Raw genomic sequence first — 22,781 nt, forward strand, 5'->3', positions numbered from 1 at the left:
ACGTGAGATGAATCATTACTCTCCGTAAGACCCGACACGCCCGGACAGTCACGGACTTCTCAGACTTAACCCCCGTGCGCTAGAGTCCCCCTCCCGACCGGTCCGTTCGGCCGCGGACGACGCCCGGATCGGCACACGACGGAGGACACATGCGCGGGGACCTGGGAACCCTCTACGACGCGCACGCCGATCGCCTGCTGGCTCACTGCTGGTCACTGCTCGGTGACGAGGGCGCGGCGGACGCGGTCCAGGACGCCTTCGTCGCGGCGGTACGGCACCCGCCGCGCGGCGACATCGTCCTCTGGCTCTACGCACTGTCACGATCGGCGTGCGCCGAGCGCGACGCCTTCGCCGGGACGATCCGGCCCGTCTTCGGCGCCGTTTCCGGTCCCGCCCCCGCCGCCGCGCCCGGACTCACCGGCCGGCCGGTCGCCGCCGACCCGCTGCTGCGCGCCGTCGGCGCGCTGCGCCCCGACCACCGCGAGGCGCTGCTGCTGGACGCCGGCGAGTGGCTGGAGGTGCCCGACATCGCCCGGGTCCTCGGCATCGCGCCCGACACCGCCCGCGGGCTGCTGCACGCCGCGCGGACCCGGCTGGAGCGCGCCGTGGTGGACCAGCTCATGCGCGGCGCCCCCGGGGACCACCGGGACGTCATCACCGCGTTCGAGAAGGGCCGGCTGCCGCACCTGCTGGCCCGCCGGGCGCCCGCCCGGCCGCCGTCCTGGCTGCGCGACCGGGTCCTGGAGGCGTGCGACGCCACCGCCACCCGCCCGCTCACCGAGATCACCTCGCCCAGCCCGCTGGTGGTGATCGGGTCCGAGGTGGCCGCGCCCCCGGGCCGCGGCCGCACGGGCCGCGACCGCGCCGGCCGCCGCAAGGGGATCAGGGGTGCCGGCGCCATGGCGGGCATGGCCGCGTCGGTGGCGGCGGCCGTCGGCCTGCTGGTCTCGTGGCCGTCGGCCAAGAGCGACGGCGTCGGCGCGATCGCGCCGTCCGCCGGGAACAGCCCGACCGGGACGGCCGAGCCGACCGGGCTCCTCACCGGCTCCGGCGGCGCGACCCCGGAGCGCGGCAACCGCAAGGGCACCGCCCCGGAGCCCAGCCCGGCGACCCAGGACCAGCGACCCACCTCGACCGCCCCGCAGGGAACCGGCTCAGGCGGCGGCACGGGTGCCGCGCCCGCCGCCCCCGCGCCCTCCAAGCCCGAGACCTCGAAGCCCGACGAGACGACGGCGCCGCCGCAGGACTCGCCCGCACCGCAGGACCCGTCCCCGACCGGCCCGGACGCTCCCGAGGAGCCGTCCACGCCCCCGGACTCGCCGGCCCCGTCGGACCCGCCCGACCCGTCCCAGCCCCCGTCGGACCCGCCGCCGGACGAGGGCCCCGAGCCGGGCCCGAGCCCGACCTCGAACCCGGCTCCCAGCCCGACGACCACCGGCTGACGACCGGCGGTCGCCCCTACTCGGCGGCGGCCGCGTGGGCGGCGCCCTCGATCCGCCCCATGACCAGGCGCGGGTGGAAGTAGCTGATGGCGACGCGCTCGCTGTCGGTCACGCAGACGATGCGGTAGCCGTTGCGGCCGTCCTCGTCGGGGGTGCTGAACTCCTCGGGGGCCAGCGCCCCGCGCCGTTCCATCTCCTTGAACCAGCGTCCCAGGGCGTACACGTCGGGAAACGACTCCCGCCCCATCCCCCGCCGCCCGAGGGTGTAGATGACCTCGAACGTGCAGCCGTCCGGAGGATACGTCGTCACGTCAGATCATTCCTTCGCCCCGGCAGACACCGCAGGTCTGGCCTCTGTGGACGCCCGAACCCTTGCAGCCGGGGCATGTGCGCGTGGGCGGCTTGCTGTGCTTGCCCATCATCAAATGACCTCCGAGGAAACCCCGGCCTTGACTTGAGGCCGGGGAGGAATCGGCCCCCCGGGGGAGCAAGGCAGGGGAAGGAGACTTGCTCCGGGGGCGAGTGTTGGTTGAGCAGGCACGAGGCAGCACGTTTCGCCCCTGTGTTCGAGCGTGCACGCTAGGCTCGCCCCGTGCCGCGTTACCGCATGGACCCCACGCCCGAGCAGCACACCGCCTTGCTCGGGCATTGCGCGCACGCCCGGTACGTGTGGAACCTCGCCGTCGAGCAACACAGCTTCTGGTCCCCGCACCGGGGCAGGGCACCCGGCTACAACGAGCAGTCCCGGCAGCTCACCGCGGCCCGCGCCGAATTCGACTGGTTGCAGGCCGGGTCGCAGACCGTGCAGCAGCAGGCGCTGCGTGACTTCGCGCAGGCGATGGGCAACTTCTTCGCCGGCACCCACCGCCGCCCCACCTGGCGCAAGCAAGGCGTCCATGAGGGGTTCCGGCAGGTCGGCGTCAAACCCCACCAGGTCGAGCGGTTGTCGCGCAGGTGGGGTGCGGTGCTGGTGCCCAAGTGCGGGTGGGTGCGGTTCCGCCTGTCGCGGCCGGTACCCCCAGGTGTGAAGTCCTACCGGGTGACCCGTGATCGGGCCGGGCGCTGGCATGTGGCGTTCGCGCACGTCCCGCCCCCGGTCCCCGGCCCCGGCGAAGGAACCGTGATCGGGGTGGACCGGGGCGTCACCGTCAGCGCCGCCCTGTCCACCGGGGCCCTGCTCAAGGTCCCCGGCCTCATACCCGGGGAGACGCGGCGCCGGAAGTTGCTGGCCCGCAAGCTGGGGCGCGCCCGGCGCGGCTCCCGCCGCCGCGCAAGGCTCAAGGCCGCGCTCGCCCGGCTCAAAGCCCGCCAAACCGACCGCCGCAAGAACTGGGTCGAGCAGACCTCCACCACGCTGGCCCGCCAGTTCGACGCGATCGGCGTCGAGGACCTCAACATCCGAGGCATGACCCGCTCCGCCAAAGGCACCCTCCAGCGGCCAGGACGCAACGTCGCCGCCAAGGCCGGGTTGAACCGGGGCATCCTGGCCAGCGGATGGGCCATGCTGGTCGAGCGGCTGGAGCACAAGGCGCCCGGCCGCGTGTACAAGATCGATCCCGCGTACACCTCGCAGCGCTGCTCGGCGTGCAGGACCATCGACCCGCAGGCGCGTGAGAGCCAAGCGCGTTTCCGGTGCCGGTCCTGCGGCTTCGCCTGCAACGCCGACGTGAACGCGGCACGCAACATCGCCCACGAGACCAGACTCCTCTGCACGCTCGCGGGCACGGCGGCCGGACCGGCCGTCGCTGCGCGGGGACGCCCCGGGGTACCGGAGCGGACGAACCGCGAACCTCAACCTGTCCTCCTCTCCTGAGGCCACGGGTTGGAATCCCCCTCGTTCACGAGGGGGAGGAGGTCAAGACCCTCCTACGCGGCCTGCGACCTCCGATCGCGCGGCAGTCTATGACGCCCCAGGAGTGTTTCGCTGCCTCCCCGGTAACACGGGCCGGACGCGGCAGGGTCGGACGACGGCGCGTCAGAGGGCGGCGGCGCCCTCGACCGGGGACTGCCCCCGGCGGACGAGCAGGGCGGCCAGGATCGCGACCAGGGCGACCGCGCCCGCCACGGACAGCGCCGACTGGAAGCCGTCCATGAACGCCAGATGGCTGCCGGTGGTGATCGCCTCGGCCGCGGGCGCGGGCGTCCCCGGTGGTACGGGCGCCACCCCCTGGGAGACCAGGCCGCCCGCCCCCTGGAGCTGCCCGGCGGACGACGCCGGGACCCCGGCCTCGGTGAGGCGGCCGACGAGGACGTCACCGACGCGGGTGGACAGGATCGTGCCGAGGACGGCGGTGCCGAGCACGCCGCCGACCTGCGCCGCCGTCTGCTGGAGGCCGCCCGCGACGCCCGCGAGCTGCGGCGGGGCGTTGCCGACGATGGCCTCGGTGCCGCCGACCATCACGAACCCGAACGCCAGCCCGACCAGCACGAACCACGGCCACAGCTGGGCGTAGGGCGCCTCCGCCCCGACCCGGGAGAGGCCGAACATCGCGGCGGCGGTGAAGGCCATTCCCAGCGACAGCGGCGCCCGGGGGCCGAACCGGCTGGTCAGGACGCCCGCGAGGGGTGAGGCGACGATGAACATGGCGGTCATCGGCAGCAGCCGCACGCCCGCGTCCACCGGGCTCATGCCGTGCACCTGCTGGAGGTAGAGGGTCAGGAAGAAGATCGTCCCGAACATGGTGAAGAAGCCGAGCACGATCAGCCCGGTCGCCGCCGAGAGGGACACCGAGCGGAACAGGCTCATCGGGAGCAGCGGGCGCTCGGCGCGCAGCTCGTTGAGGACGAAGAGCGCGCCCAGCACGACGGCGGCGCCGAAGGAGACCAGCGGGACGGTGTCGCCGAAGCCGTCCTCGCCCGCCTTGATGAGCCCCCAGACCAGGGCGAACAGCCCGCCGCTGAGCAGCACGACGCCGGGCAGGTCGAACGATCCGGCGGCCTCCTCGTCCCGGGACTCGCGGATCACCCACAGGCCGACGGCCAGCGCGATCAGGCCGAGCGGGGCGTTGAGGAAGAAGACCGACTCCCAGGTGACGTTCTCGACCAGGAGCCCGGCGACGATGGGGCCGCCCGCGATGGACACGCCGACGGTGCCGCCCCAGACGCCGATGGCGGTGTTGAGCCGTTCGGCCGGGAAGGTGTTGCGCAGGATGGCCAGGCTGGCCGGCTGCAGGAGCGCCCCCGCGAAGCCCTGCACCACCCGCCAGAAGATCACCGCGCCGAGCCCGCCGGACAGGCCGATCAGCACCGAGGAGACGGCGAAGCCGACCACCCCCGCGAGGAAGGTGCGGCGCCGGCCGAACCGGTCGGCGATCTTGCCGGCCGGGATCAGCGTGACCGCGATGGTGAGCAGGTAGGCGTTGGTCACCCACTGCAGGCCGGACAGGTCGGCGCCGAGGTCGCGGGCGATGGCGGGGTTGGCGATGGACACGACGGTGGCGTCCAGGCCGACCATCATCACGCCGAGCGCCACGGCGAGGAGGGTGAGCCAGGGATGGCCGTGGCCGGCCCGGCCGCCGCGGCGTGCGGGCCGGACCGGTGGCGTGTCGTGGTGGAGCGGGGGGCCGGGCACGGCGACGCCGGCCCCGGGCGGTTGCGACATGGAACGTCCTCCAAGGACGGACGAAGGCGACGGGAAGTCGTACGGCTCGTACGGCTCGTACGGAGCAAAAGTGTCATGGCATGACAGTTGTCGTCAACTGGCGAGAGTCATTGAGAGACATGCTTCACGTTCTGCCAATCGACACCGGACGGCGATTGGCAGCGGGTCGCCCGCTGGTTACACTTCGCCCATGACCGCGACCGTCCCCGAGGCCCACCCCGCGGGTCCCGGCACCCACCCCGCGGGGCGGCGCGAACGCAAGAAGCAGCGCACCCGGAAGGCGCTGGTCGACGCCGCGTTCCGGCTCTTCGCCGAGAAGGGCTTCGACGCCACCACCGTGGAGGAGATCGCCGACGCGGTGGACGTGTCGTCGCGGACCTTCTTCCGCTACTTCGCCTCCAAGGAGGACGTGGCCCTCACGTTCCAGGAGGAGCAGCACGCCGCCATGCTCGCGGCGCTGAACGACCGGCCCGCCGACGAACCGATCATGACGGCGGTGCGCCGCGCCGTGGTGGGCATCGCGGTCGCCTGCGAGCGCGGCGAGCTGGGCTTCAGCGCCGACCGCTTCGAGTGCATGATGACGCTGACCGCCGACAGCGACACCCTGCTGGCCGGCAGCCTGGAGCACGCGCAGAAGAAGCAGGTCCTGATCACCCGCGCGATCGCGGACCGGATGGGCGTCGACCCGGCCGGCGACCTGCGCCCGCACGTGGTCGCCTCCACGGTCATCGCCGCCTTCCACGCCGCCGCCGAGGCCGTCGCCACGGGCACCCTGGGCTACAGCACCCTCTCGGAGGCGGCGGACGCCGCGTTCCAGCTCCTGGAGGAGGGCGTCAACTACCCCACGGAACGCTGACCGGCGCGGGCGGGGTCAGGCCGCGCCCAGGACCAGCCCGCTGGTGGGGACGCCGGTCCCGGCGGTGACCAGGACGTTCCGCACGTCCGGGACCTGGTTGACCGAGGTGCCGCGCACCTGCCGGACCCCCTCGGCGATCCCGTTCATGCCGTGGATGTAGGCCTCGCCGAGCTGGCCGCCGTTGGGGTTGACCGGCAGCCGGCCGCCGAGCTCGATCCCGCCGTCCCGGACGAAGCCGGCCGCCTCGCCGCGCCCGCAGAAGCCCAGCTCCTCCAGCTGCACCAGGACGAACGGCGTGAAGTGGTCGTACAGGATCGCGGTCTGCACGTCGGCGGGCGTCAGGCCCGAGCGGCGCCACAGGTCGGCGCCGACGTTGCCCATCGCGGGCAGCGCCGCCAGGTCGCCGCCGTAGTAGCCGAACATCATCATCTGGTCCGGGCCGGTGCCCTGCGCCGCCGCGTTGATCAGCACGGGCGGGCGGGGCAGGTCGCGGGCGCGCTCGGCGGAGGTCACCACGATCGCCACGCCGCCGTCGGACTCCTGGCAGCAGTCCAGCAGGTGCAGCGGGTCCACGATCCAGCGGGACTCCTGGTGCTCCTCCAGCGTGATCGGACGGCCGTGGAACCACGCCCGCGGGTTGGTGGCGGCGTGCCGGCGCATCGCGACCGCGACCCGGCCGAAGTCCTCGCTGGTGGCGCCGTACTCGTGCATGTAGCGGCGGGCGTGCATCGCCACCCAGGCCGCCGGGGTCGCGAACCCGTACGGCAGGTGCCAGGAGAACTCCAGCCCGGTCGAGTCGGCCCGGCCGGACGCGGTGGCCTGCCCGAACCGGTGCCCGGACCGCTCGTTGAACGCCCGGTAGCACACCACCACGTCGGCCTGCCCGGTCGCCACGGCCATCGCGGCGTGCGCGACGGTCCCGCACGCGGCGCCGCCGCCGTAGTCGACGCGGGAGAAGAACCGCAGGCCGGCGATGCCCAGCTCGCGCTGGACGGCGATTTCGGAGTTGGCGTCGGCGGCGAAGGTGACCAGGCCGTCGACGTCGGCGGGGGCCAGGCCCGCGTCGCGCAGCGCGTCCAGGCACGCCTCGGCCGCGAGCTGGAGCTCCGAGCGGCCCGACTCCTTGGAGAACTCGGTGGCGCCGATCCCGGCGATCGCGGTCTTGCCGGAGAGAGTCACTCACCCTCCTTGATCGTGACGGTGGCGGTGACGTGGTCGCCCAGGGACACCGCGCCGCGCACGCGCACCGTGGCCGCGTCCGCGCGCTCGGCGTACAGGCGCAGGGTGTCCCCGGCGTAGGCGGGCGCGCCCAGCCTGACCTGGACGCGCTCCAGCGCGGCGCCGGGCGCTGCCTCCAGCGCCGCGCGCTGCACCAGGCCCATGGTGGTGAGGATGTTGACGAAGATGTCCTTGGTCCCCTGGGCGCGGGCCAGCGCGGTGTCGTGGTGGACGGGGGTGAAGTCGCGGGTCGCCAGCGCCGTCGCGATCACGAACGTGGGGGTCAGCGGGATCTCCAGGACCGGCGGCGGCCCCTCCGGCCCGTCCTCGTCCGGCACGACCTCGGCCGAGGCGGCGGGGATCCACTGCGGCAGGACGAGCTCGTCGTCCATGCGCTCGAAGGCGAGCTTGACCGGCATGCCGATCGCCACGTCCTCCGGCGGGCAGCCGTTGACGTTGCCGACGATCCGGACGCCCTCCTCCAGGTCCACGACCGCGACGACGTACGGCGGCGTGCGGCCGGGCACCGGCGGATGGTGGTGGACGACGTAGCTGTGCACCTCGCCGCGCCCGCTCGCCACGACGAAGTCCCGCTTCACCGAGTGGCAGGACGGGCACATCGGGCCGGGCGGGTGGCGCAGGGCGCCGCAGTCGGCGCAGCGCTGGATACGCAGCTCGCCGGCCTTGACGCCGTCCCAGAAGAACGCGGTGTCCGGCCCGACCGCGGGCTGGAAGGGGTACGTGCCGCCCTTGGCGGGAGCGCGCCCGGCCGCCCGCTTGCGCGGCTTGAACTTCAGGACCCGGAACAGCATCTCCGCCACGCGCCGGTCGCGCTCGTCGTACCAGGTCTGGTGCCAGGTGACGAAGTAGCCCTCCCCCATCGCGGTCCGCTTCGGCCCGTCGAGGCCGCCGAACCGCATGGTGGAGCGCAGCCGCTCGCCGTGCCGCAGGTAGCGGTCGTAGGTCTGCTCGCAGTTGGTGGCGACGACGCCCGAGAAGCCCGACTCGTCCAGCAGGCGCAGCACGCGGTCCCCGGCCGAGCCGCCCTTGCCACCGCCCGGGGCGCGCAGCCCGGGCATCGACCAGACCTGGATCATGGCGGGGGGCGCGAGCCCGCCCTCGTGCCAGGCCGGGTCCGGGTCGCCGAGCGCCTGCGTCCAGTTGCGGATCATCGGCTCGTTGACCGGGTCGGCGCAGGGCGGCGAGGGCCGTTCACCGGCCGCGGCCAGCTCCGCCGCCAGCGCGGTCAGCCGCGCGTGGACGCCGGCGTCCTCCCCCGGCTCACCGGTGGTGCCCGTCACCGCGGCGCCCGGGGCAGGCCGAGGCCGATCATCGCGATCAGCTCGCGCTGGATCTCGTTGACGCCGCCGCCGAAGGTGAGCACCATCGCGCCCTTGACGCCGTGGTCGAGCCGGTCCATGAACTCGGCGGTCGCCGGGTCGCCGGGGTCGCCGAACCGGGCCAGGACGTCCCCGACGATCCGGCCCACGTCCTGCATCCGCTCCGAGCCGTAGATCTTGGTGGCGGAGGCGTCCGGGGCGCCCAGCCAGCCCAGGTCCTGGTTGGCCGCGACCTGCCAGTTCAGGAACTCGTTGACGCGCAGGTAGCCGTACACCTGCGCGACCGCGCGGCGCACCGCCGGCTCCTCGGTCAGCGGCCTGCCGTCGCGGCCCCTGGCGGTACGGGCCCACCGCTCGAACCGGTCGTAGGTGTGCCCGATGTTGCCCGCCGGGCCGAGCGTGACCCGCTCGTGGTTGAGCTGGTTGACGATCAGGTCCCAGCCCTTGTTCTCCTCGCCGACCAGCATGTCCACCGGCACCCGCACGTCCTGGTAGTAGGTGGCGTTGGTGTGGTGGCGGCCGTCCATGGTGACGATCGGCGTCCAGGAGTACCCCGGGTCCTCGCAGTCGACGATGAGCATCGAGATGCCCTTGTGCTTCTTGGCGCCGGGGTCGGTGCGCGCGGCCAGCCAGACGTAGTCGGAGAAGTGCCCCCCGGAGGTGAAGATCTTCTGGCCGTTGACGACGTAGTGGTCGCCGTCGCGGACCGCGCTGGTGCGCAGCGAGGCCAGGTCGGTGCCGGCGCCCGGCTCGCTGTAGCCGATCGCGAAGTGGCACTCCCCCGCCAGGATCCGGGGCAGGAAGAACTCCTTGTGCGCGTCGGAGCCGTACTGCAGGATCGTCGGCGCGACCGAGTTCAGCGTGATGATCGGGTAGGGCACCTCGGCGCGCGCGATCTCGTTGGCGAAGATCTGCTGCTCCATCGGGCCGTAGCCGCGGCCGCCGTACTCCTTGGGCAGCGCGACGCCGAGCATGCCGTCCGCGCCGAGCCGCTTGCAGTGCTCCATGTACGCGGCGCCGAACGGGTCGCCGGCGATCGCGGCGCGCTGCCCGGCGTCCAGGCAGTTCCGGAAGTACTCGCGCAGCTCGGCGCGGAGCCTCTTCTGCTCGGCGGTCAGATCGATGAACAACTCACGCCTCCTGGGAGATCAGGACACCGAGGGTGTCGAGCTGGTCCTCGGCGCCGCCGAGCAGGTGCCCGGCCTGCTTGGCCCAGGCGAAGTGGCGGTGCAGCGGGTAGGTCACGTCCAGCCCGATCCCGCCGTGCAGGTGCTGGCAGGTGTAGAGCGCCTTCACCACCGGGTCGCAGGCGTTGTACGACGCGATGGCGAGGACCTCGTCGGCGTCCTCCGCGCCCTCGGCGAGCCGCCAGGCGCCCGCCCAGACCGCCACGTCCAGGGCCCGCTTGGCGATGTAGACGTCGCCGATCTGCATGGTCACGGCCTGGAACTGCGCCAGCGGGCGCTCGAACTGCTCGCGGGTCTTGACGTACTCGGTGGTGAGGTTCAGCGCCGCCTCGATCGCGCCGGACGACAGCGCCACCGCCCCGGCGACCGCCGACCGGCGGAAGGTGCGCCAGGCCGCGCCGTCGGCGGTGCCGCCGAGGAGCGCGTCCGCGTCCACCCGCACGCCGCCCAGCGCGATGCGGGAGAGCGGCTCGGTGGTCGCCGACGGCTGCGGGGTGAGCTCCACCGCCGACGGCTCGACCAGGAACACTCCGATGCCGGCGCCGTCCACGCGGGCGGGGACGAGGATGCGGGACGCCTCGGCCGCGTACGGGACGAACGTCTTCACGCCGTCCAGCACGTACCCGTCGCCGTCGCGCCGCGCGGTCGCCGCGACCGTCCCGGCCGGGCCGACCTCGCGGTAGGCGCCGGTGAAGACCGCCTCGCCGTCGTTCAGTGGCGCGAGCAGGGCCTTCTGCTCCGCGGTGCCGTGCGCGGCGACCGGGGCGGCGGCCAGCGCCAGCGACGCGTACGCCGGGACGGGCGCGGCGTGCGCGCCGATCTCCCGCAGCACCACGGTCAGCTCGATCGCGCCCAGTCCCGCCCCGCCGACCTCCTCGGGCAGGCAGACGCCCAGCAGCCCGGCCTGGCCGAGAGCCTTCCAGAGCGCGTCGTCATAGGCGGCGCCGGTCTTCTCGAACGCCTCCAGCCGTTCCCGGGACGCCTCCCGCCCGAGCAGGCCGGTGGCGAAGCCACGCAGCTCCTGCCGGGTCTCGTCGAGGTTGAAGTCCACTCATCCACTCCCTTCCAGGAGGTCGTGCAGCAGGTGCAGCCGGCCGCGCCGCTCGAACTCGGCGCGGAGGCGGGCCTTGTCGTCCGGGGTCATCGGGCGGTAGCCGAGGTCGCGGCCGGGACGCCACCACACCGGGTCGCCGGTGCCCCATCCGTCCCGGACCAGGGACCGTTTGAGGATCTTGTTGGAGGCGGTGGCGGGCAGCTCCGGCGCGACCCGGACGTAGCGGGGCGGCCACTTGGGGCCCAGGTCCGCGCGGCCCCGGAGGTAGGCGGCGAACGCCTCGGGGTCGAAGGGGCCGGCGGCGGTGTCCAGGACGAGGGCGAGCATCACTTGGTCGCCGGAGGCCGCGTCCGGCACCCCGTACACCGCGAGCCGCCGCGCGCCGGGCAGGTCGGCGAGGACCCGCTCGACCTGGGCGGCGCCGAAGTTCTCGCCGTCCACGCGGATCCGGTCGGCGGACCGTCCGGCGAAGTAGACGTGACCGTTCGCGTCGGCGTAGGCGTGGTCGCCGCTCCAGAACATCCCGTCGCGGAGCCGGTCGGGGGCGTCCTCGTTGTAGTAGCCGTCGAAGAGGCCCAGGCCCCGGGTGTTGACCAGCTCGCCGATGGCCTCCTCGCCGTTGAGCAGGCGCCCGGACGCGTCGAGGCGGGCGGGCGGGCACTCGCGGCCGGTCTCGGGATCGAGCACCTTGACCCCCTCGGCGAGGCGGCCGAGCGAGCCGGGCGGGCCGGCGGGGTCGGGGCTGAGCGAGATCGCGGTCTCGGTGGAGCCGTAGGCGTCGACGACCGCGCAGCCGAACCGCTCGGCGAAGGCCCGCTGCTCGCGCGGCGCCGCCTCGTTCCCGAACGCGACCCGCAGCGGGTTGTCGCGGTCGGCGGGGGTCTCGGGGGTGGCCAGCGCGTACGACAGCGCCTTGCCGACGTAGTGCAGGTAGGTGCAGCCGTGCGCGCGGACGTCCGGCAGCAGCCCGGAGGCGGAGAACCGGGAGCGCAGCACCAGCTCGGCGCCGGCGGCGAGCGCGGGCGCGTAGGCCGCCATGACCGCGCCGGAGTGGAACAGCGGCATCGGGCAGTAGACCGCGTCGCCGGGTCCGAGCAACCGCCCGGCGAGGTTCTCGCCCGGGACGGTCACCTTGCGGTGGGTGACGCGGACCGCGCGGGGGCGTCCGGACGTGCCCGAGGTGAAGATCAGCATCAGCAGCGTCCCGTCGTCCGGCGGGCCGGGCGGCGCGGCGGCGGTCGGCGGGGGCGGCGGGTCCGCGCGGTAGGACGCGTTCTCGATGGGGAGCACCGGGAGCGGCGCGTGCGTCGCGGCCGCCGCGACGGCGGCGGCCAGGTCCGCGTGCCGGGCCTGCGTGACGATCAGGTCGCAGTCGGCGCGGCCGGCGTCCCCGGCGAGCTCGGCGGCGCTCCGGGTCGGGTTCAGGGCGACCAGGACCGCCCCCGACAGCGCCGCGCCGCCCAGCAGGAAGACCATCTCGGGGACGTTGTCGAGCAGCACGCCCACGTGCGCCGGGCGGTCGGGACGGGCCCGGGCGGCCAGCCGCAGGGCCCGGTCCTCGCACTCGGCGACGACCTCCCGCCAGGTCCAGGACCGGCCGTCGTCGGCGCAGCGCAGCCCCGGCCGGTCGTCGTCCGCGCGGGCCCGCAGCAGTTCCGCCACCGTCACCGCGCCCCACCTCCCGGACCGCCGTCCGCGACCCTTGCCGTCGGCCGCAAAACTAGAACAGATTCTAGTCAGTGTCCAGAGCTAAGATCACCCCTGGCAGATCCCTGGTTCCCCACGCATGTCAGGGTTGACTGACTGCCCGGAAACGCTTTCACCGCCCGCCGGCAGGGGGCTATCAGATAACACGTTCTTGCTCGCGCGGTAGGCTAGGGCGAGGGCCACTTCTGAGCGCGGTACGCGCGCTCGCCCGGGGAAGGGAACACGACCGTGACCGCAGAGCCGACGGCGACCGAGCAGGGCGTGCGCTCGCGCAGCCAGCACCAGCGGCGCAAGCGCATCGTGCAGGCCGCCGCCGCGCTGGCCTCCCGCGGCGGGGTCGAGGCGATGCAGATGCGCACGGTCGCCGAGCGCGCCGGGGTCGCGCTGGGCACCCTCTACCGCTACTTCCCGTCCAAGATGGACCTGGTCGTGGCCGTGGTCAGCGAGGAGCTCGACCTGCTGGAGGGCAGCATCGAGCGCCGCCCGCCGCGCACCGAGAGCCCGGCCCTGCGCGCGGTGGAGGTGCTGATGCGCGCCACCCGCGGGCTGATGCGCGAGCCCGAGCTGGCCGAGGCGCTGATCCGCTCGCTGCTGCTGTCGGACGTCAAGACCGACTTCGGCGACCGGATGACCGGGATGCTGCTGCGCGCCGCCGCCGGGCCGGGCACCGAGGTGCCCGAGGGCGACTCGCGCCGCGTGGTGGCGCGGGCGCTGTCCAGCGTCTGGACCATGGAGATGATCGAGATGCTGCGCGGCCACGCCACCATGGAGCAGATCCAGGTCCGGCTGGAGACGATCGCGGGCCGCCTCCTCACCGACTTCTGACCGGGACCTCAGGGCCGGGTCTCAGGGGCGCTGCCCCGCCTTGTCGACGACCCCGCTGCCGACCACCCGCATGTTGAGCCCGCCGCCGGAGAGGGCTCCGCATGCCTTCATGACCTCGCGGCGGTCCTTGACCGCGGTGGACCGCTGGCCGACGTAGCGGTAGGTCCGGGCGTCGAACAGCACCTCGTTGAACTGCCACCCGCTGACGTGGCGCCCCAGGCCGACCTCCGCCTGGTCGTCGCCGGGGCCCAGGTGCTTGGTGACGAGGACGCCAGGGGTCTTCTTCATCGCGCGGTAGATCGCGGCCTCCACCTTCGGTGGGGGCATGCCGTTCCCCAGCATTCTCAAGAGGTCGTTGAACGCGTAATCGTCCCGGAGTGACCGCGGGTCGGGTGGGCATCCGAGGAGGCGGACGCCCGGCCGGCTATGTGGCTCCTCCACGGGCGGGACGTGCCGGTAGACCAGGGCAAGTAGCTCATCGGGGTCGGTCGGCAGCGCGGCCAGCACCGCGTAGTCCGACGGAGGCCACACATCCTGCGGGCGCCTCTCCTCGTTGACGAAGTGCAGCTTTCCTCCGTCGCGGTAGGCCGACCGCCTGCCGTCCGCACGCGCCCACTGCTCCTCGACGATGCGGCTGCTGAAATCGTTCCCCGCAGAGTCGGTCAGGGGCCAGCGCTCTTTCACCTTCACGTTCTTGTAGCGCGTGTAGACCCACTGGTCCGGACGGGGCGTCGTGAACGGCCGGCGCTCGGCGGCGGTGGCGGCACGGTCGAGGGCCTCCGCCGCGCTCGCGGCGGGCGCGGGCGGGACGCCGGGGACCACGGCACGGTCGCCGCCCCAGCTCTGCAGGACGGTCACGCCGGTCGCGATGGCGGCGGCCAGCGCCGCGACCGCGACCAGCCGTACGCCCAGCCGGGGCAGGCGGAACCCGCGCCGGGTCCTTGGAGCCGAGGGAGCGTCCGCGGCGGCGCGTTCGAGGAGGGCCGCTCGGGCCGTCGCGCGGGCTTCGTCGGAGGGCGGCTCGGTTCCGGCCCAGGCGGCGCGCAGGGTCTCCAGGTCGTCGAGGTCGTTCATCGGTCGCTGTCCTCTCCGTGGGCGGTGGCGCCGAGCGCGGCGCGGATCCTCTTGCGGGTCCGGTGCAGCCGCGACCGGGCGGTGCCCGCCGGGATGCCGAGCGCCTCGGCCGCCTCCTGGACGGTCAGTTCCGCCCAGGCGACCAGCAGCAGCACGTCCCGGTCGCCGTCGGCGAGCGCGGCCAGCGCGGCGGCGAGCGGGCCCCGGGCGGCCTGCGCGTCGATCCGGACCGCGACCCGGTCGGCGTGGCCCTCGGCCACCTCGTCCGTCCCGGCCCGGGCCAGCGCCCGGTACTGGCGGACCTCCGCCCGGTGGCGGCGGGCGATCAGGTTGGACGCGATCCCGTACAGCCAGGGCCGCGCGTCGGACCGGTCGAGGTCGTATCCCCCGCGCCGGTCGAAGGCGATCAGGAAGGTCTCGGCGGCGACGTCGTCGGCGAGGGCCGGGCCGAGGCGGCGCGCCGCGTACCCGTGGATCGCGGCGTGGTAGCGGTCGAAGAGGGCGGCGAACAGCTCGGGCTCGTGCCGCGACCGGCCGATGATCGCGGCATCGGTGTCCCGGCGTCCGGGGGTGTCAGGGAGGCGTGTCAACGCTGCCACGAGGGCCTCATTCGCGTCATCGTGCGCCTTTCGGTGGTGGACGGTCATCCCTCCTTCGCCGATGAGCGCCGCGGCGTTCGCGGCCCGGACTAGCCTTGAGTGCCAAGCAGGTGCCAGGACGGAAAAGGGTGCGCAGTGAGCGAGCAGCAGCCGGTACTCAGTGACGGCGTCATCATCGAGTTCATCGACGGCAAGGACGTGCCCGTGAAGCACAAGGACTTCGGGGAGCGGGCGGTCGTCATGCGCGACGCCAAGAACTCCGACGGCCCGATCCTGTACTTCACCGAGGCCGAGTGGGACGCCTTCGTCGCGGGCGTCAAGGACGGCGAGTTCGACGATCTGCTCGAGGAGGAGCCGCCCGCCGGCGGCTGAGCGGCGGGCGGTCCGGTCTCACGCCGGCCGGGGCGGGGCCCGGTGCCCCGTTCCGGCCGGCGTGAGCTCGTTCCAGCGGTCGGTGAGGAGGCGCTCGCCGGCGGCGGTCAGGTCGCCGAGGAGGCGGAGCCGGGTGAGGCCGCCGTCCGGGTGGATGTCCAGGCGCGCGTGGGTGATCTCGCGCGGGGCGTCCGGGGCGGTGTCGAGGCGGACGCGGTGCCGCCCGTCGGGCTGGACGCGGGTGCGCCCGAGCAGTTCGCGCCAGGCGCCGGGGTCGTCGAGGTCACCGGTGCGGGCGTCGATCCCCGACAGCGACACGTGGCCGGGCGCGTTGAACTTCAGGTGCGTGGTGTCGAACTCGGCGAGCCGGACGACGCCGGGAGCGGCCAGCCTGATGATCGCCCAGTCGTTGCCGGGGCCGCGGCGGCGCGCGGTCTCCCAGCCCTCGGCCTGGTTGCGGGCCGTGCCGGGGAACAGCATGTTGTCCGGCACGGAGTAGAACATGTCGGAGCAGCCGATCACCCGCGCGCCGTTCTCCAGCGCCGCCAGGTCGACGGTCAGCCCCGCCAGCAGCCGGGGGTCGGGGACGACGTCGCCGTGCACGCGCAGCCGGGCGACGCCGCCGTCGGGGAAGATGTTGAGCCGGACGTGGGTGAAGCGCCGGGCCGCGCCGGCCTCGAAGGCGTGCGCGGCGTCGCCCCCGAGCGGGCTCGGCGGCACGATCTCCGTCCAGTCGGCGGCCGCGAGCTCGGCGGGCGAGGGGTGGCCGTCCACACCGCACGCCTCCACGGACGCGTACGGCGGGAAGTTGCCCTTGAACCAGGCGGTGTCGATGACGACGCCGCGGATCACGCCGGGCAGCCCGAGCCGGACGATCGCCCAGTCGTGCCCCAGTGCGCCGTCCTCGCCGGGGCGGCGGCGCGCGGTCTCCCAGCCGTCGTACTCCTGCCCCTTGGTGCCGAACGTTTGGGGCTGGAAGGCGGGCGCCCACGGGTTGAGGAGGTTCTCCTTGTCGGCGAACGATTCGTCGCTGGCGGCGACGACCGAGCCGCCGAGCGTCCGAACGGCCAGGTCGGGCAGCGAGGCGAAACCAGCGGCGTTCACGCCTCTCCCTTCTCGGTGGCGGGGCGGCGCAGCAGCTCGCCGCGCGGCGGGCCGTCGAGGTCGACGACCTGCCCGCGCAGCCAGGCGGTCTGGACGGCCCCGGTGAGCGCGAGCCCGCCGTAGGGGGTGACGGGGTGGCGGTGCCGCAGCCCGGCTGGGTCCACCACGAACGTCTCGTCGGGGTCGAAGGCCACCAGGTCGGCGTCGGCCCCGGCCTCGATCCGCCCCTTGCGTCCGTCCAGTCCCGCGAGGGCGGCGGGGCCCTCCGCCATCCAGCGGACCACTGCGGCGAGGCCGTGCCCGCGCGCGCTTGCGGCGGTCCACACGGCGGACAGGCCGAGCTGGAGGGACGAGACGCCGCCCCAGGCCGTCGCGAAGTCGCCCTTCTTGAGCTCGGGCGTGCAGGGGGAATGGTCGGTGACGACGCAGGAGATGACGCCGCCGTCCAGGCCGCGCCACAGTTCCTCGCGGTTGGCGGCATCGCGGATGGGCGGGCAGCACTTGAAGGCGGTGGAGTGCGGGGCCGGTACGTCCTCCGCGGCCAGGGTCAGGTAGTGGGGACAGGTCTCGGCGGTCACCGGGAGCCCCCGGGCCTGCGCCTCGGCGAGCGGCTCCAGGCAGGTGGCGGACGACAGGTGCAGGATGTGGGCCCGCGCTCCGGTCTCCTCGACGAGCCGGACGACCTGCTCGACCGCGCGGCGCTCGGCGCCGGGCGGCCGGGAGGCCAGGAACGCCGGGTAGCCGCCGTCGCCGGGCTCCGCCAGGGCGGCCGGGTCCTCGGCGTGCACGATGACCAGGCCGCCGAACGAGGCGATCTCGGCGAACGCCTCCCGCATCCGCTCGTACGGGAGCGGCGGGAACTCCGGGACGCCCGAGTCGGAGGTGAAGCACTTGAACCCGAAGACCCCCTCCTCGTGCAGCGGGCGCAGGGCGGACGGCACGTTGCCGGGCACGGCGCCGCCCCAGAACCCGACGTCCACGTGCACCTGTCCGCGCGCCGCGTCCCGCTTGGCCTCCAGCGCCCGCGGCTCTGTGGTGGGCGGCAAGGAGTTCAGCGGCATGTCGACCAGCGTGGTGACGCCCCCGGCCGCGGCGGCGCGGGTGGCGGTGGCGAAGCCCTCCCACTCGGTGCGGCCCGGCTCGTTGATGTGGACGTGGGTGTCGACCAGGCCGGGCAGCAGCGCGACGGCGCCCAGGTCGACCTCGGTGGTGCCCTCCAGACGGTCGCCGCGGCCGCCGACCGCGGCGATCCGGCCGCCGTCGACGGCCACCGCCGCCGGGCGCTCCCCGCCGGGCAGCACGACCCGCGAGGAGCGGATCACCAGGTCGTGCCGGGTCACCGGCCCGCCTCCCCGAGGACGATGTGCTCGGGGCGCACCGGCACGCGGGTCAGCGGCCTGCCGGTGGCGGCGCGCACGGCCGCGACGATCGCGGGCGTCGAGGAGAGCGTGGGCGGCTCCCCGGCGCCGCGCAGCCCGTAGGGGGCGTTCGGGTCGGGATATTCCAGGATGTCGAGTCTCATCGGCGGCATGTCGAGGATGGTGGGGATCAGGTAGTCGGTGAACGACGGGTTCCGGACCGTCCCGCCCGACACCACGATCTCCTCCATCACCGCCAGCCCGAGACCCTGGGCTGAGCCGCCGTGGATCTGGCCCTCCAGCGCCTGCCGGTTCATGATCTTCCCGACGTCCTGGACGGCGGCCAGCTCCACCACCTTGACCAGGCCCAGCTCCACGTCCACGTCCACCACCGCGCGGTGCACGCACAGCGCGAGCTGGGTGTGGCTGGCGCCCTGCCCGGTGACCGGGTCCATCGCCACGGTGGGCCGGTGGTGGAACTCGCGGGTCTCCTCGACGGCCTCCTCCCCGAGGATCTCCTCGATGGACGCGACGACGCCCGCCGACCGCGACACGATCTTGCCGCCCAGCAGGGTCAGGTCCCCGTAGGTGCGGTCGAGGCGGCGTCCGGCCAGGGCGAGCAGCCGCTCCCGCACCGCCTCGCACGCCGCCTTCACCGCGCCGCCGGTCATGTACGACTGGCGCGAGGCCGAGCTGGACCCGGCGTCGCCGACCCGGTCGTCGGCGGGCTGCACGGTCACCCTCTCCACGCCCAGCTCGGTGCGGGCGATCTGCGCCTGCAGCGTCACCAGCCCCTGCCCGACCTCGGCGGCGGCGGTGTGCACCAGCGCGGCCGGCTCGCCGCCGATCACCTCCAGCCGGACCCGGGCGGTGGACAGGTCGTCGAAGCCCTCGGAGAAGCAGATGTTCTTGATCCCGATGCCGTAGCCGACGCCCCGCACCACGCCCTCGCCGTGCGTGGTCTGGGACGCGCCGCCGGGCAGGTCGCGCAGGTCGGAGGGGTCCAGCGGCGGCGGCATCGGGACGGCCTCCAGCCGGTCGAGCATCTCCGCCATCGGCGCCGGGGAGTCGATCACCTGCCCGGTGGCGAGCCTCGACCCCTGGCCCACCGCGTTGCGCCGCCGCACCTCCAGCGGGCCGATCCCGCAGGCCGCGGCGACCCTGTCCATCATCGACTCGTAGGCGAAGCACGCCTGCACGGCGCCGAACCCGCGCATCGCGCCGCACGGCGGGTTGTTGGTGTAGACGCCGTACGCCTCGATACGGATGTCGGGGATCTCGTACGGGCCGACGCCGAGCGAGGCCGCGTTGCCGACCACGGCGCCGGTGGACGAGGTGTACGCCCCGCCGTCCAGGATGATCTCCACGTCGGCGTACAGCAGCCGCCCGTCCACGGTGGCGCCGTACTCGTACCGCATCAGGGCGGGATGCCGGTGCACGTGCCCGAAGAACGACTCCTGCCGGTTGTAGGACATCTTCACGGGCCGGCCGGTGCGCAGCGCGAGCATGCCCGCGTGGATCTGCATCGACAGGTCCTCGCGCCCGCCGAACGCGCCGCCCACCCCGGCCAGCGTCAGCCTGACCTTCTCCGCGGGCAGGCCCAGGCAGGGCACGATCTGCTCCAGGTCGCCGTGCAGCCACTGCGTGGAGACGTACAGGTCGACCCCGCCGTCGTCGGCGGGCACCGCGAGCCCGGACTCGGGGCCGAGGAACGCCTGGTCCTGGATGCCGACCTCGTACTCGCCGGAGACGACCACCGGGGCGGTGGCCTTCGCGCGGTCCACGTCGCCGACCCGCACCGGCTGGTGGCGGACGACGCCGCCGCGCGGCTGCACCCGGTGCCGCTCGGGGTCGGCGACGACTGCGCGCGGGTCGGTGACCGGCTCCAGCACCTCCCACCCGATCGCGATCCGCCCCAGCGCCTTCCGGGCGATCTCGGGGTGGTCGGCGGCGACGAGCGCGATCGGCTCGCCCTGGTGCCGCACCTCGCCCTCGGCCAGGACGGGCTGGTCGGGCACCTCGCCCAGGCCGTACAGCTTCCTGCCGGGCACGTCCTCGTGGGTGAGGACGGCGTGCACCCCTGGCGTCGCCAGCGCCGGGCCGACGTCCATGGACAGGATCCTCGCGCGGGGGTGCGGGCTGCGGAGCGTGGCGCCCCAGAGCATCCCGTCCATCCACAGGTCGGAGGCGTAGGCGAACTCCCCCGAGACCTTGAGGGTGCCGTCCGGCCGCCGCGCGCTCTCCCCCACGCCGCCGAGCCCCGTCACCGCCGCCTCACTCGTCTCCATGGTCATCACAACACCTCTTCGGCGAGCTTCATGAGGCGGCGGTGGGCGGCGGCGCCGCGGCGGCCCACCTCGTCCTGCGGGACGGTGACCAGGGCGTCGTCCTCCACCACGGTGCGGCCCCCGACCAGCAGCCTGGCCAGCGGCGGCGTCCGGCCGAACGCGAACGCGACCACCGGGTCGTCCACGGCCGGGTAGAACTCGGCGCCCGGCCCGTCCAGCCGCCACAGCGCGATGTCGGCGAGCTTGCCGGGCTCCAGCGAGCCGATCTCGTCCGCGCGGCCCAGGCAGCGGGCGCCGCCCAGGGTCGCGATCTCCAGCGCCTGGCGGGCGGTCAGGGCGGACGGGCCGTACCGGGCCCGCTGCATGTACATGGCCTGGCGGACCTCCCCGGCCAGCGGGACCAGCTCGGCCGACGCGGCCCCGTCCACGCCCAGCCCGACCGGCGCGCCCGCCTCCAGCAGATGCGCCACCCGGGCGATCCCGGCGCCCAGCCGGGCGTTGGAGCTGGGGCAGTGCGCGACGCCGGTGCCGGTCTCCGCCAGCCGCTTGACGTCGGAGTCGTGCAGGTGGACGCAGTGCGCCAGCCACACATCGCCGCCGAGCCAGCCGAGATCGTCCATGTACTCGGCCGGGGTCGTCCCGAACTGCTCGCGGGTGTGCTCCTCCTCGTCGAGCGTCTCGGCGAGGTGGGTGTGCAGCCGCACGCCCTTCTCCCGAGCCAGCCGCGCCGACTCCACCAGCAGCTCCCGGCTGACCGAGAACGGCGAGCACGGCGCCACCGCCACCCGCAGCATCGAGCCGGGCGAGGGGTCGTGGTGGCGGTCGATCGCCGCCTCGGTCTCGGCCAGGATCGTGTCCAGGTCCTCGACCACCTCGTCGGGCGGCAGCCCGCCCTCCGACTGCCCGCGGTCCATGGAACCCCGGCACGGATGGAACCGGATGCCCAGCTCGGCGGCGGCGTCGATCTCGGCGGCGAACAGGTCGCCCCGCCCCTTCGGGAACACGTAGTGGTGGTCGGTGGAGGTGGTGCAGCCCGACTTGGCCAGCCAGCCCAGCCCGGCGCTCGCCGCGCCCGCGACGACCTCCGCGTCCATCTTCGACCAGGGCTTGTAGAGCGTGGTCAGCCACTCGAAAAGGGTGCCGTCGGTGGCCAGGCCCTGGCTCGCCCACTGGTAGAGGTGGTGGTGGGTGTTGACCAGCCCGGGGGTGGCGAGGTGGCCCGCGGCGTCGACGCGTTCCGCGCCCTCGGGCACCGCGCCGGCGGGGGCGGAGCCAGGGCCGAGCGCGGTGATCCGGTCGCCGTCGACCACGATGTGCCCGGACGGGTGCTCCGCGCCGGAGACGGTGACGACATGGGCGTTCTCGATGACGACGCTCATGCGCCCCTCCTCCGCTCCGCGGCGAGGCGCACCGCGTCCAGGATCTTCTCGTAGCCGGTGCAGCGGCACAGGTTCCCCGCGAGCGCCTCGCGGATCTCGGCGTCGGACGGGTCCGGCACCCGGTCGATCAGGGCGTGCGACTGGACGATCAGCCCCGGCGTGCAGAACCCGCACTGCACCGCGCCCGCGTCCACGAACGCCCGCTGCACGGGGTCGAGCCCGTCCTGCCCCTCGCGCCCGGCCAGGCCCTCGACGGTGCGGACCTCACGGCCCTCCACCTGCCCGGCGGCCACCAGGCACGAGCACGCCGTCACCCCGTCCAGGTACACCGTGCACGACCCGCACTCGCCCTGCTCGCAGGCGTTCTTGGAACCCGGCAGGCCCATCCGCTCGCGCAGCACGTACAGCAGGCTCTCGCCCTCCCACACGTCGTCGACGGTCTCCTCCGAGCCGTTGACGGTGAACGTCACCCGCATCAGGACGCCTCCCTGGTCGCCGCTCCGGTGTGCTCGTTCCAGGCCCACGCGAGCGTGCGCCGCGCCATGACCGCCAGCGCGTGCTCCCGGTAGCCCGCGGTGCCGCGCACGTCGTCGATGGGCGAGGCGGCCCCCCTGACCAGCTCGCCGAAGCGCCGCGCGGCGGCCGGGGAGACGGGCGCGCCGCCGTCCCAGTCCAGCTCTGCGCTCAGGAACTCCTCGGCGGCGGCGGCGCGGCGCGGGGTGGGCGCCGCCGAGCCGAGGCCCGTCCCGACGCGGCGCTCCTCCGGGCGCAGCGCGATCGCGAACGAGCAGACCGCGATCACCATCGCGTTCCGCGTCCCGATCTTGGAGAAGTACTGCGGGCCGGACGCGGGGGCCGTCCAGAACGCGCGGATCAGCTCGTCCGGCTCCAGCGCCGAGCGCTTCACCCCGGCGTAGAACGCCTCGACCGGGATCATCCGGACGCCGCGCGCCGCCGACTCCACCTCGATCTCGGCTCCGGCGGCCAGCAGCGGCGGATGGGAGTCGCCCGCGGGCGAGGCGGCGCCCAGGTTGCCGCCGACCGTGCCGCGGTTGCGGATCTGCGGCGACCCGACCGTGCGGGACGCCTGGGCGAGCCCGGGCAGCCGGTCCCCCAGCCCGTCGATCAGCCGCGCGTAGGTGACGCCGGCGCCGACCCGCAGCCGGCCGTCCGGCGCCGTGTCCCAGTCCGCCAGCCCGCCGACCCGGGTGAGGTCCAGCAGCGCGTCCGGGCGGCGCGCGGCGAAGTTGAGCTCCACCATCACGTCGGTGCCGCCCTGGACGGGCAGCGCGCCCGGCCGCTCCGCCCTCGCCGCGAGCGCGTCCTCCCAGGACGCGGGCCGCAGGAAGTCCATCCGAATTCCCCTGTCTCCAGAAT

20 protein-coding genes are annotated in these 22,781 nt (G+C 74.3%); 5 read left to right on the plus strand and 15 right to left on the minus strand.

Features of this window, described 5'->3' with window-relative positions:
* Positions 1-149: 149 nt before the first annotated feature.
* Positions 150-1,442: a sigma factor-like helix-turn-helix DNA-binding protein gene (locus tag ACFPZN_RS14635; protein WP_378282476.1), complete on the plus strand. Its 1,293-nt coding sequence runs from the start codon at positions 150-152 to the stop codon at positions 1,440-1,442.
* A 16-nt stretch (positions 1,443-1,458) separates the two neighbouring features.
* Here the strand turns inward: ACFPZN_RS14635 and ACFPZN_RS14640 are convergent, their stop codons facing one another.
* The gene (locus tag ACFPZN_RS14640; protein ID WP_378282477.1) at positions 1,459-1,752 is read right to left on the minus strand and encodes a hypothetical protein; all 294 of its coding nucleotides are present in this window, start codon (positions 1,750-1,752) and stop codon (positions 1,459-1,461) included.
* Between the two features lie 282 nt (positions 1,753-2,034).
* Between ACFPZN_RS14640 and ACFPZN_RS14645 the strand changes: the two genes are divergently transcribed.
* Positions 2,035-3,255, plus strand: coding sequence for an RNA-guided endonuclease InsQ/TnpB family protein (locus ACFPZN_RS14645; RefSeq protein ID WP_378282478.1), 1,221 nt, complete (start codon positions 2,035-2,037; stop codon positions 3,253-3,255).
* Positions 3,256-3,417: 162 nt separating this feature from the next.
* Here the strand turns inward: ACFPZN_RS14645 and ACFPZN_RS14650 are convergent, their stop codons facing one another.
* On the minus strand, positions 3,418-5,043 hold the full coding sequence (locus ACFPZN_RS14650) for an MFS transporter (protein WP_378282479.1): 1,626 nt from the start codon (positions 5,041-5,043) through the stop codon (positions 3,418-3,420).
* A 190-nt stretch (positions 5,044-5,233) separates the two neighbouring features.
* On the opposite strand from ACFPZN_RS14650, the gene ACFPZN_RS14655 reads away from it, so the two are divergent.
* Positions 5,234-5,899 (plus strand): TetR family transcriptional regulator, encoded by a 666-nt coding sequence (locus ACFPZN_RS14655; protein WP_378282480.1) that lies wholly within the window; start codon positions 5,234-5,236, stop codon positions 5,897-5,899.
* A gap of 15 nt (positions 5,900-5,914) precedes the next feature.
* On the opposite strand, the gene ACFPZN_RS14660 is transcribed toward ACFPZN_RS14655, so the two are convergent.
* The 5 genes from ACFPZN_RS14660 to ACFPZN_RS14680 are packed head-to-tail and all read right to left on the minus strand — an operon-like array spanning position 5,915 to position 12,366.
* Positions 5,915-7,078: a lipid-transfer protein gene (locus tag ACFPZN_RS14660; RefSeq protein ID WP_378282481.1), complete on the minus strand. Its 1,164-nt coding sequence runs from the start codon at positions 7,076-7,078 to the stop codon at positions 5,915-5,917.
* Positions 7,075-8,418 carry an OB-fold domain-containing protein gene (locus tag ACFPZN_RS14665; RefSeq protein WP_378282482.1) on the minus strand — a complete coding sequence of 448 codons (1,344 nt, stop codon included), beginning with the start codon at positions 8,416-8,418 and terminating at the stop codon, positions 7,075-7,077. The genes ACFPZN_RS14660 and ACFPZN_RS14665 overlap by 4 nt, the downstream gene beginning before the upstream one ends.
* Entirely contained in the window at positions 8,415-9,587 is a 1,173-nt protein-coding gene (locus ACFPZN_RS14670) for an acyl-CoA dehydrogenase family protein (RefSeq protein WP_378282483.1), read from the minus strand. Before ACFPZN_RS14670 ends, ACFPZN_RS14665 begins: the two co-directional genes overlap by 4 nt.
* 1 nt (position 9,588) lies before the next feature.
* The gene (locus ACFPZN_RS14675) at positions 9,589-10,695 is read right to left on the minus strand and encodes an acyl-CoA dehydrogenase family protein (protein WP_378282484.1); all 1,107 of its coding nucleotides are present in this window, start codon (positions 10,693-10,695) and stop codon (positions 9,589-9,591) included.
* Positions 10,696-12,366 (minus strand): AMP-binding protein, encoded by a 1,671-nt coding sequence (locus ACFPZN_RS14680; RefSeq protein WP_378282485.1) that lies wholly within the window; start codon positions 12,364-12,366, stop codon positions 10,696-10,698.
* Positions 12,367-12,633: 267 nt separating this feature from the next.
* On the opposite strand from ACFPZN_RS14680, the gene ACFPZN_RS14685 reads away from it, so the two are divergent.
* A complete protein-coding gene (locus tag ACFPZN_RS14685; RefSeq protein WP_378282486.1) occupies positions 12,634-13,230 on the plus strand; it encodes a TetR family transcriptional regulator in 597 nt (198 codons plus the stop codon).
* A 21-nt stretch (positions 13,231-13,251) separates the two neighbouring features.
* Here ACFPZN_RS14685 and ACFPZN_RS14690 read toward each other — a convergent pair whose 3' ends face one another.
* Together ACFPZN_RS14690 and ACFPZN_RS14695 are read right to left on the minus strand one after the other, a co-directional pair.
* Positions 13,252-14,304 carry a CU044_5270 family protein gene (locus ACFPZN_RS14690; RefSeq protein ID WP_378282487.1) on the minus strand — a complete coding sequence of 351 codons (1,053 nt, stop codon included), beginning with the start codon at positions 14,302-14,304 and terminating at the stop codon, positions 13,252-13,254.
* Positions 14,301-14,903: an RNA polymerase sigma factor gene (locus ACFPZN_RS14695; protein ID WP_378282488.1), complete on the minus strand. Its 603-nt coding sequence runs from the start codon at positions 14,901-14,903 to the stop codon at positions 14,301-14,303. The genes ACFPZN_RS14690 and ACFPZN_RS14695 overlap by 4 nt, the downstream gene beginning before the upstream one ends.
* A gap of 135 nt (positions 14,904-15,038) precedes the next feature.
* On the opposite strand from ACFPZN_RS14695, the gene ACFPZN_RS14700 reads away from it, so the two are divergent.
* The gene (locus ACFPZN_RS14700; RefSeq protein WP_378282489.1) at positions 15,039-15,275 is read left to right on the plus strand and encodes a DUF397 domain-containing protein; all 237 of its coding nucleotides are present in this window, start codon (positions 15,039-15,041) and stop codon (positions 15,273-15,275) included.
* Positions 15,276-15,293: 18 nt separating this feature from the next.
* Here the strand turns inward: ACFPZN_RS14700 and alc are convergent, their stop codons facing one another.
* The 6 genes from alc to ACFPZN_RS14730 are packed head-to-tail and all read right to left on the minus strand — an operon-like array spanning position 15,294 to position 22,758.
* Complete coding sequence (gene alc / locus ACFPZN_RS14705) at positions 15,294-16,379, minus strand: allantoicase (protein ID WP_378282490.1); 1,086 nt, start codon at positions 16,377-16,379, stop codon at positions 15,294-15,296.
* Positions 16,376-17,719: an allantoinase AllB gene (allB, locus tag ACFPZN_RS14710; protein ID WP_378282491.1), complete on the minus strand. Its 1,344-nt coding sequence runs from the start codon at positions 17,717-17,719 to the stop codon at positions 16,376-16,378. The genes alc and allB overlap by 4 nt, the downstream gene beginning before the upstream one ends.
* Positions 17,716-20,031: a xanthine dehydrogenase subunit D gene (pucD, locus tag ACFPZN_RS14715; RefSeq protein ID WP_378282492.1), complete on the minus strand. Its 2,316-nt coding sequence runs from the start codon at positions 20,029-20,031 to the stop codon at positions 17,716-17,718. The genes allB and pucD overlap by 4 nt, the downstream gene beginning before the upstream one ends.
* Positions 20,031-21,404 carry an 8-oxoguanine deaminase gene (locus ACFPZN_RS14720; RefSeq protein WP_378282493.1) on the minus strand — a complete coding sequence of 458 codons (1,374 nt, stop codon included), beginning with the start codon at positions 21,402-21,404 and terminating at the stop codon, positions 20,031-20,033. The genes pucD and ACFPZN_RS14720 overlap by 1 nt, the downstream gene beginning before the upstream one ends.
* Positions 21,401-21,880, minus strand: coding sequence for a (2Fe-2S)-binding protein (locus tag ACFPZN_RS14725; protein WP_378282494.1), 480 nt, complete (start codon positions 21,878-21,880; stop codon positions 21,401-21,403). The genes ACFPZN_RS14720 and ACFPZN_RS14725 overlap by 4 nt, the downstream gene beginning before the upstream one ends.
* Positions 21,880-22,758: an FAD binding domain-containing protein gene (locus ACFPZN_RS14730; protein ID WP_378282495.1), complete on the minus strand. Its 879-nt coding sequence runs from the start codon at positions 22,756-22,758 to the stop codon at positions 21,880-21,882. The genes ACFPZN_RS14725 and ACFPZN_RS14730 overlap by 1 nt, the downstream gene beginning before the upstream one ends.
* Positions 22,759-22,781: the final 23 nt, after the last annotated feature.

The sequence above is a fragment of the Actinomadura rugatobispora genome (assembly GCF_042656285.1).
In the GTDB taxonomy this organism is placed as follows: Bacteria; Actinomycetota; Actinomycetes; order Streptosporangiales; family Streptosporangiaceae; genus Spirillospora; species Spirillospora rugatobispora.

Coding starts and splice junctions, on each gene's coding strand:
- ACFPZN_RS14635 (WP_378282476.1), top strand. CDS start 150: ATGCGCGGGGACCTGGGAACCCTCTACGACGCGCACGCCGATCGCCTG.
- ACFPZN_RS14650 (WP_378282479.1), bottom strand. CDS start 5,043: ATGTCGCAACCGCCCGGGGCCGGCGTCGCCGTGCCCGGCCCCCCGCTC.
- ACFPZN_RS14655 (WP_378282480.1), top strand. CDS start 5,234: ATGACCGCGACCGTCCCCGAGGCCCACCCCGCGGGTCCCGGCACCCAC.
- ACFPZN_RS14690 (WP_378282487.1), bottom strand. CDS start 14,304: ATGAACGACCTCGACGACCTGGAGACCCTGCGCGCCGCCTGGGCCGGA.
- pucD (WP_378282492.1), bottom strand. CDS start 20,031: ATGACCATGGAGACGAGTGAGGCGGCGGTGACGGGGCTCGGCGGCGTG.
- ACFPZN_RS14720 (WP_378282493.1), bottom strand. CDS start 21,404: ATGAGCGTCGTCATCGAGAACGCCCATGTCGTCACCGTCTCCGGCGCG.
- ACFPZN_RS14725 (WP_378282494.1), bottom strand. CDS start 21,880: ATGCGGGTGACGTTCACCGTCAACGGCTCGGAGGAGACCGTCGACGAC.
- ACFPZN_RS14730 (WP_378282495.1), bottom strand. CDS start 22,758: ATGGACTTCCTGCGGCCCGCGTCCTGGGAGGACGCGCTCGCGGCGAGG.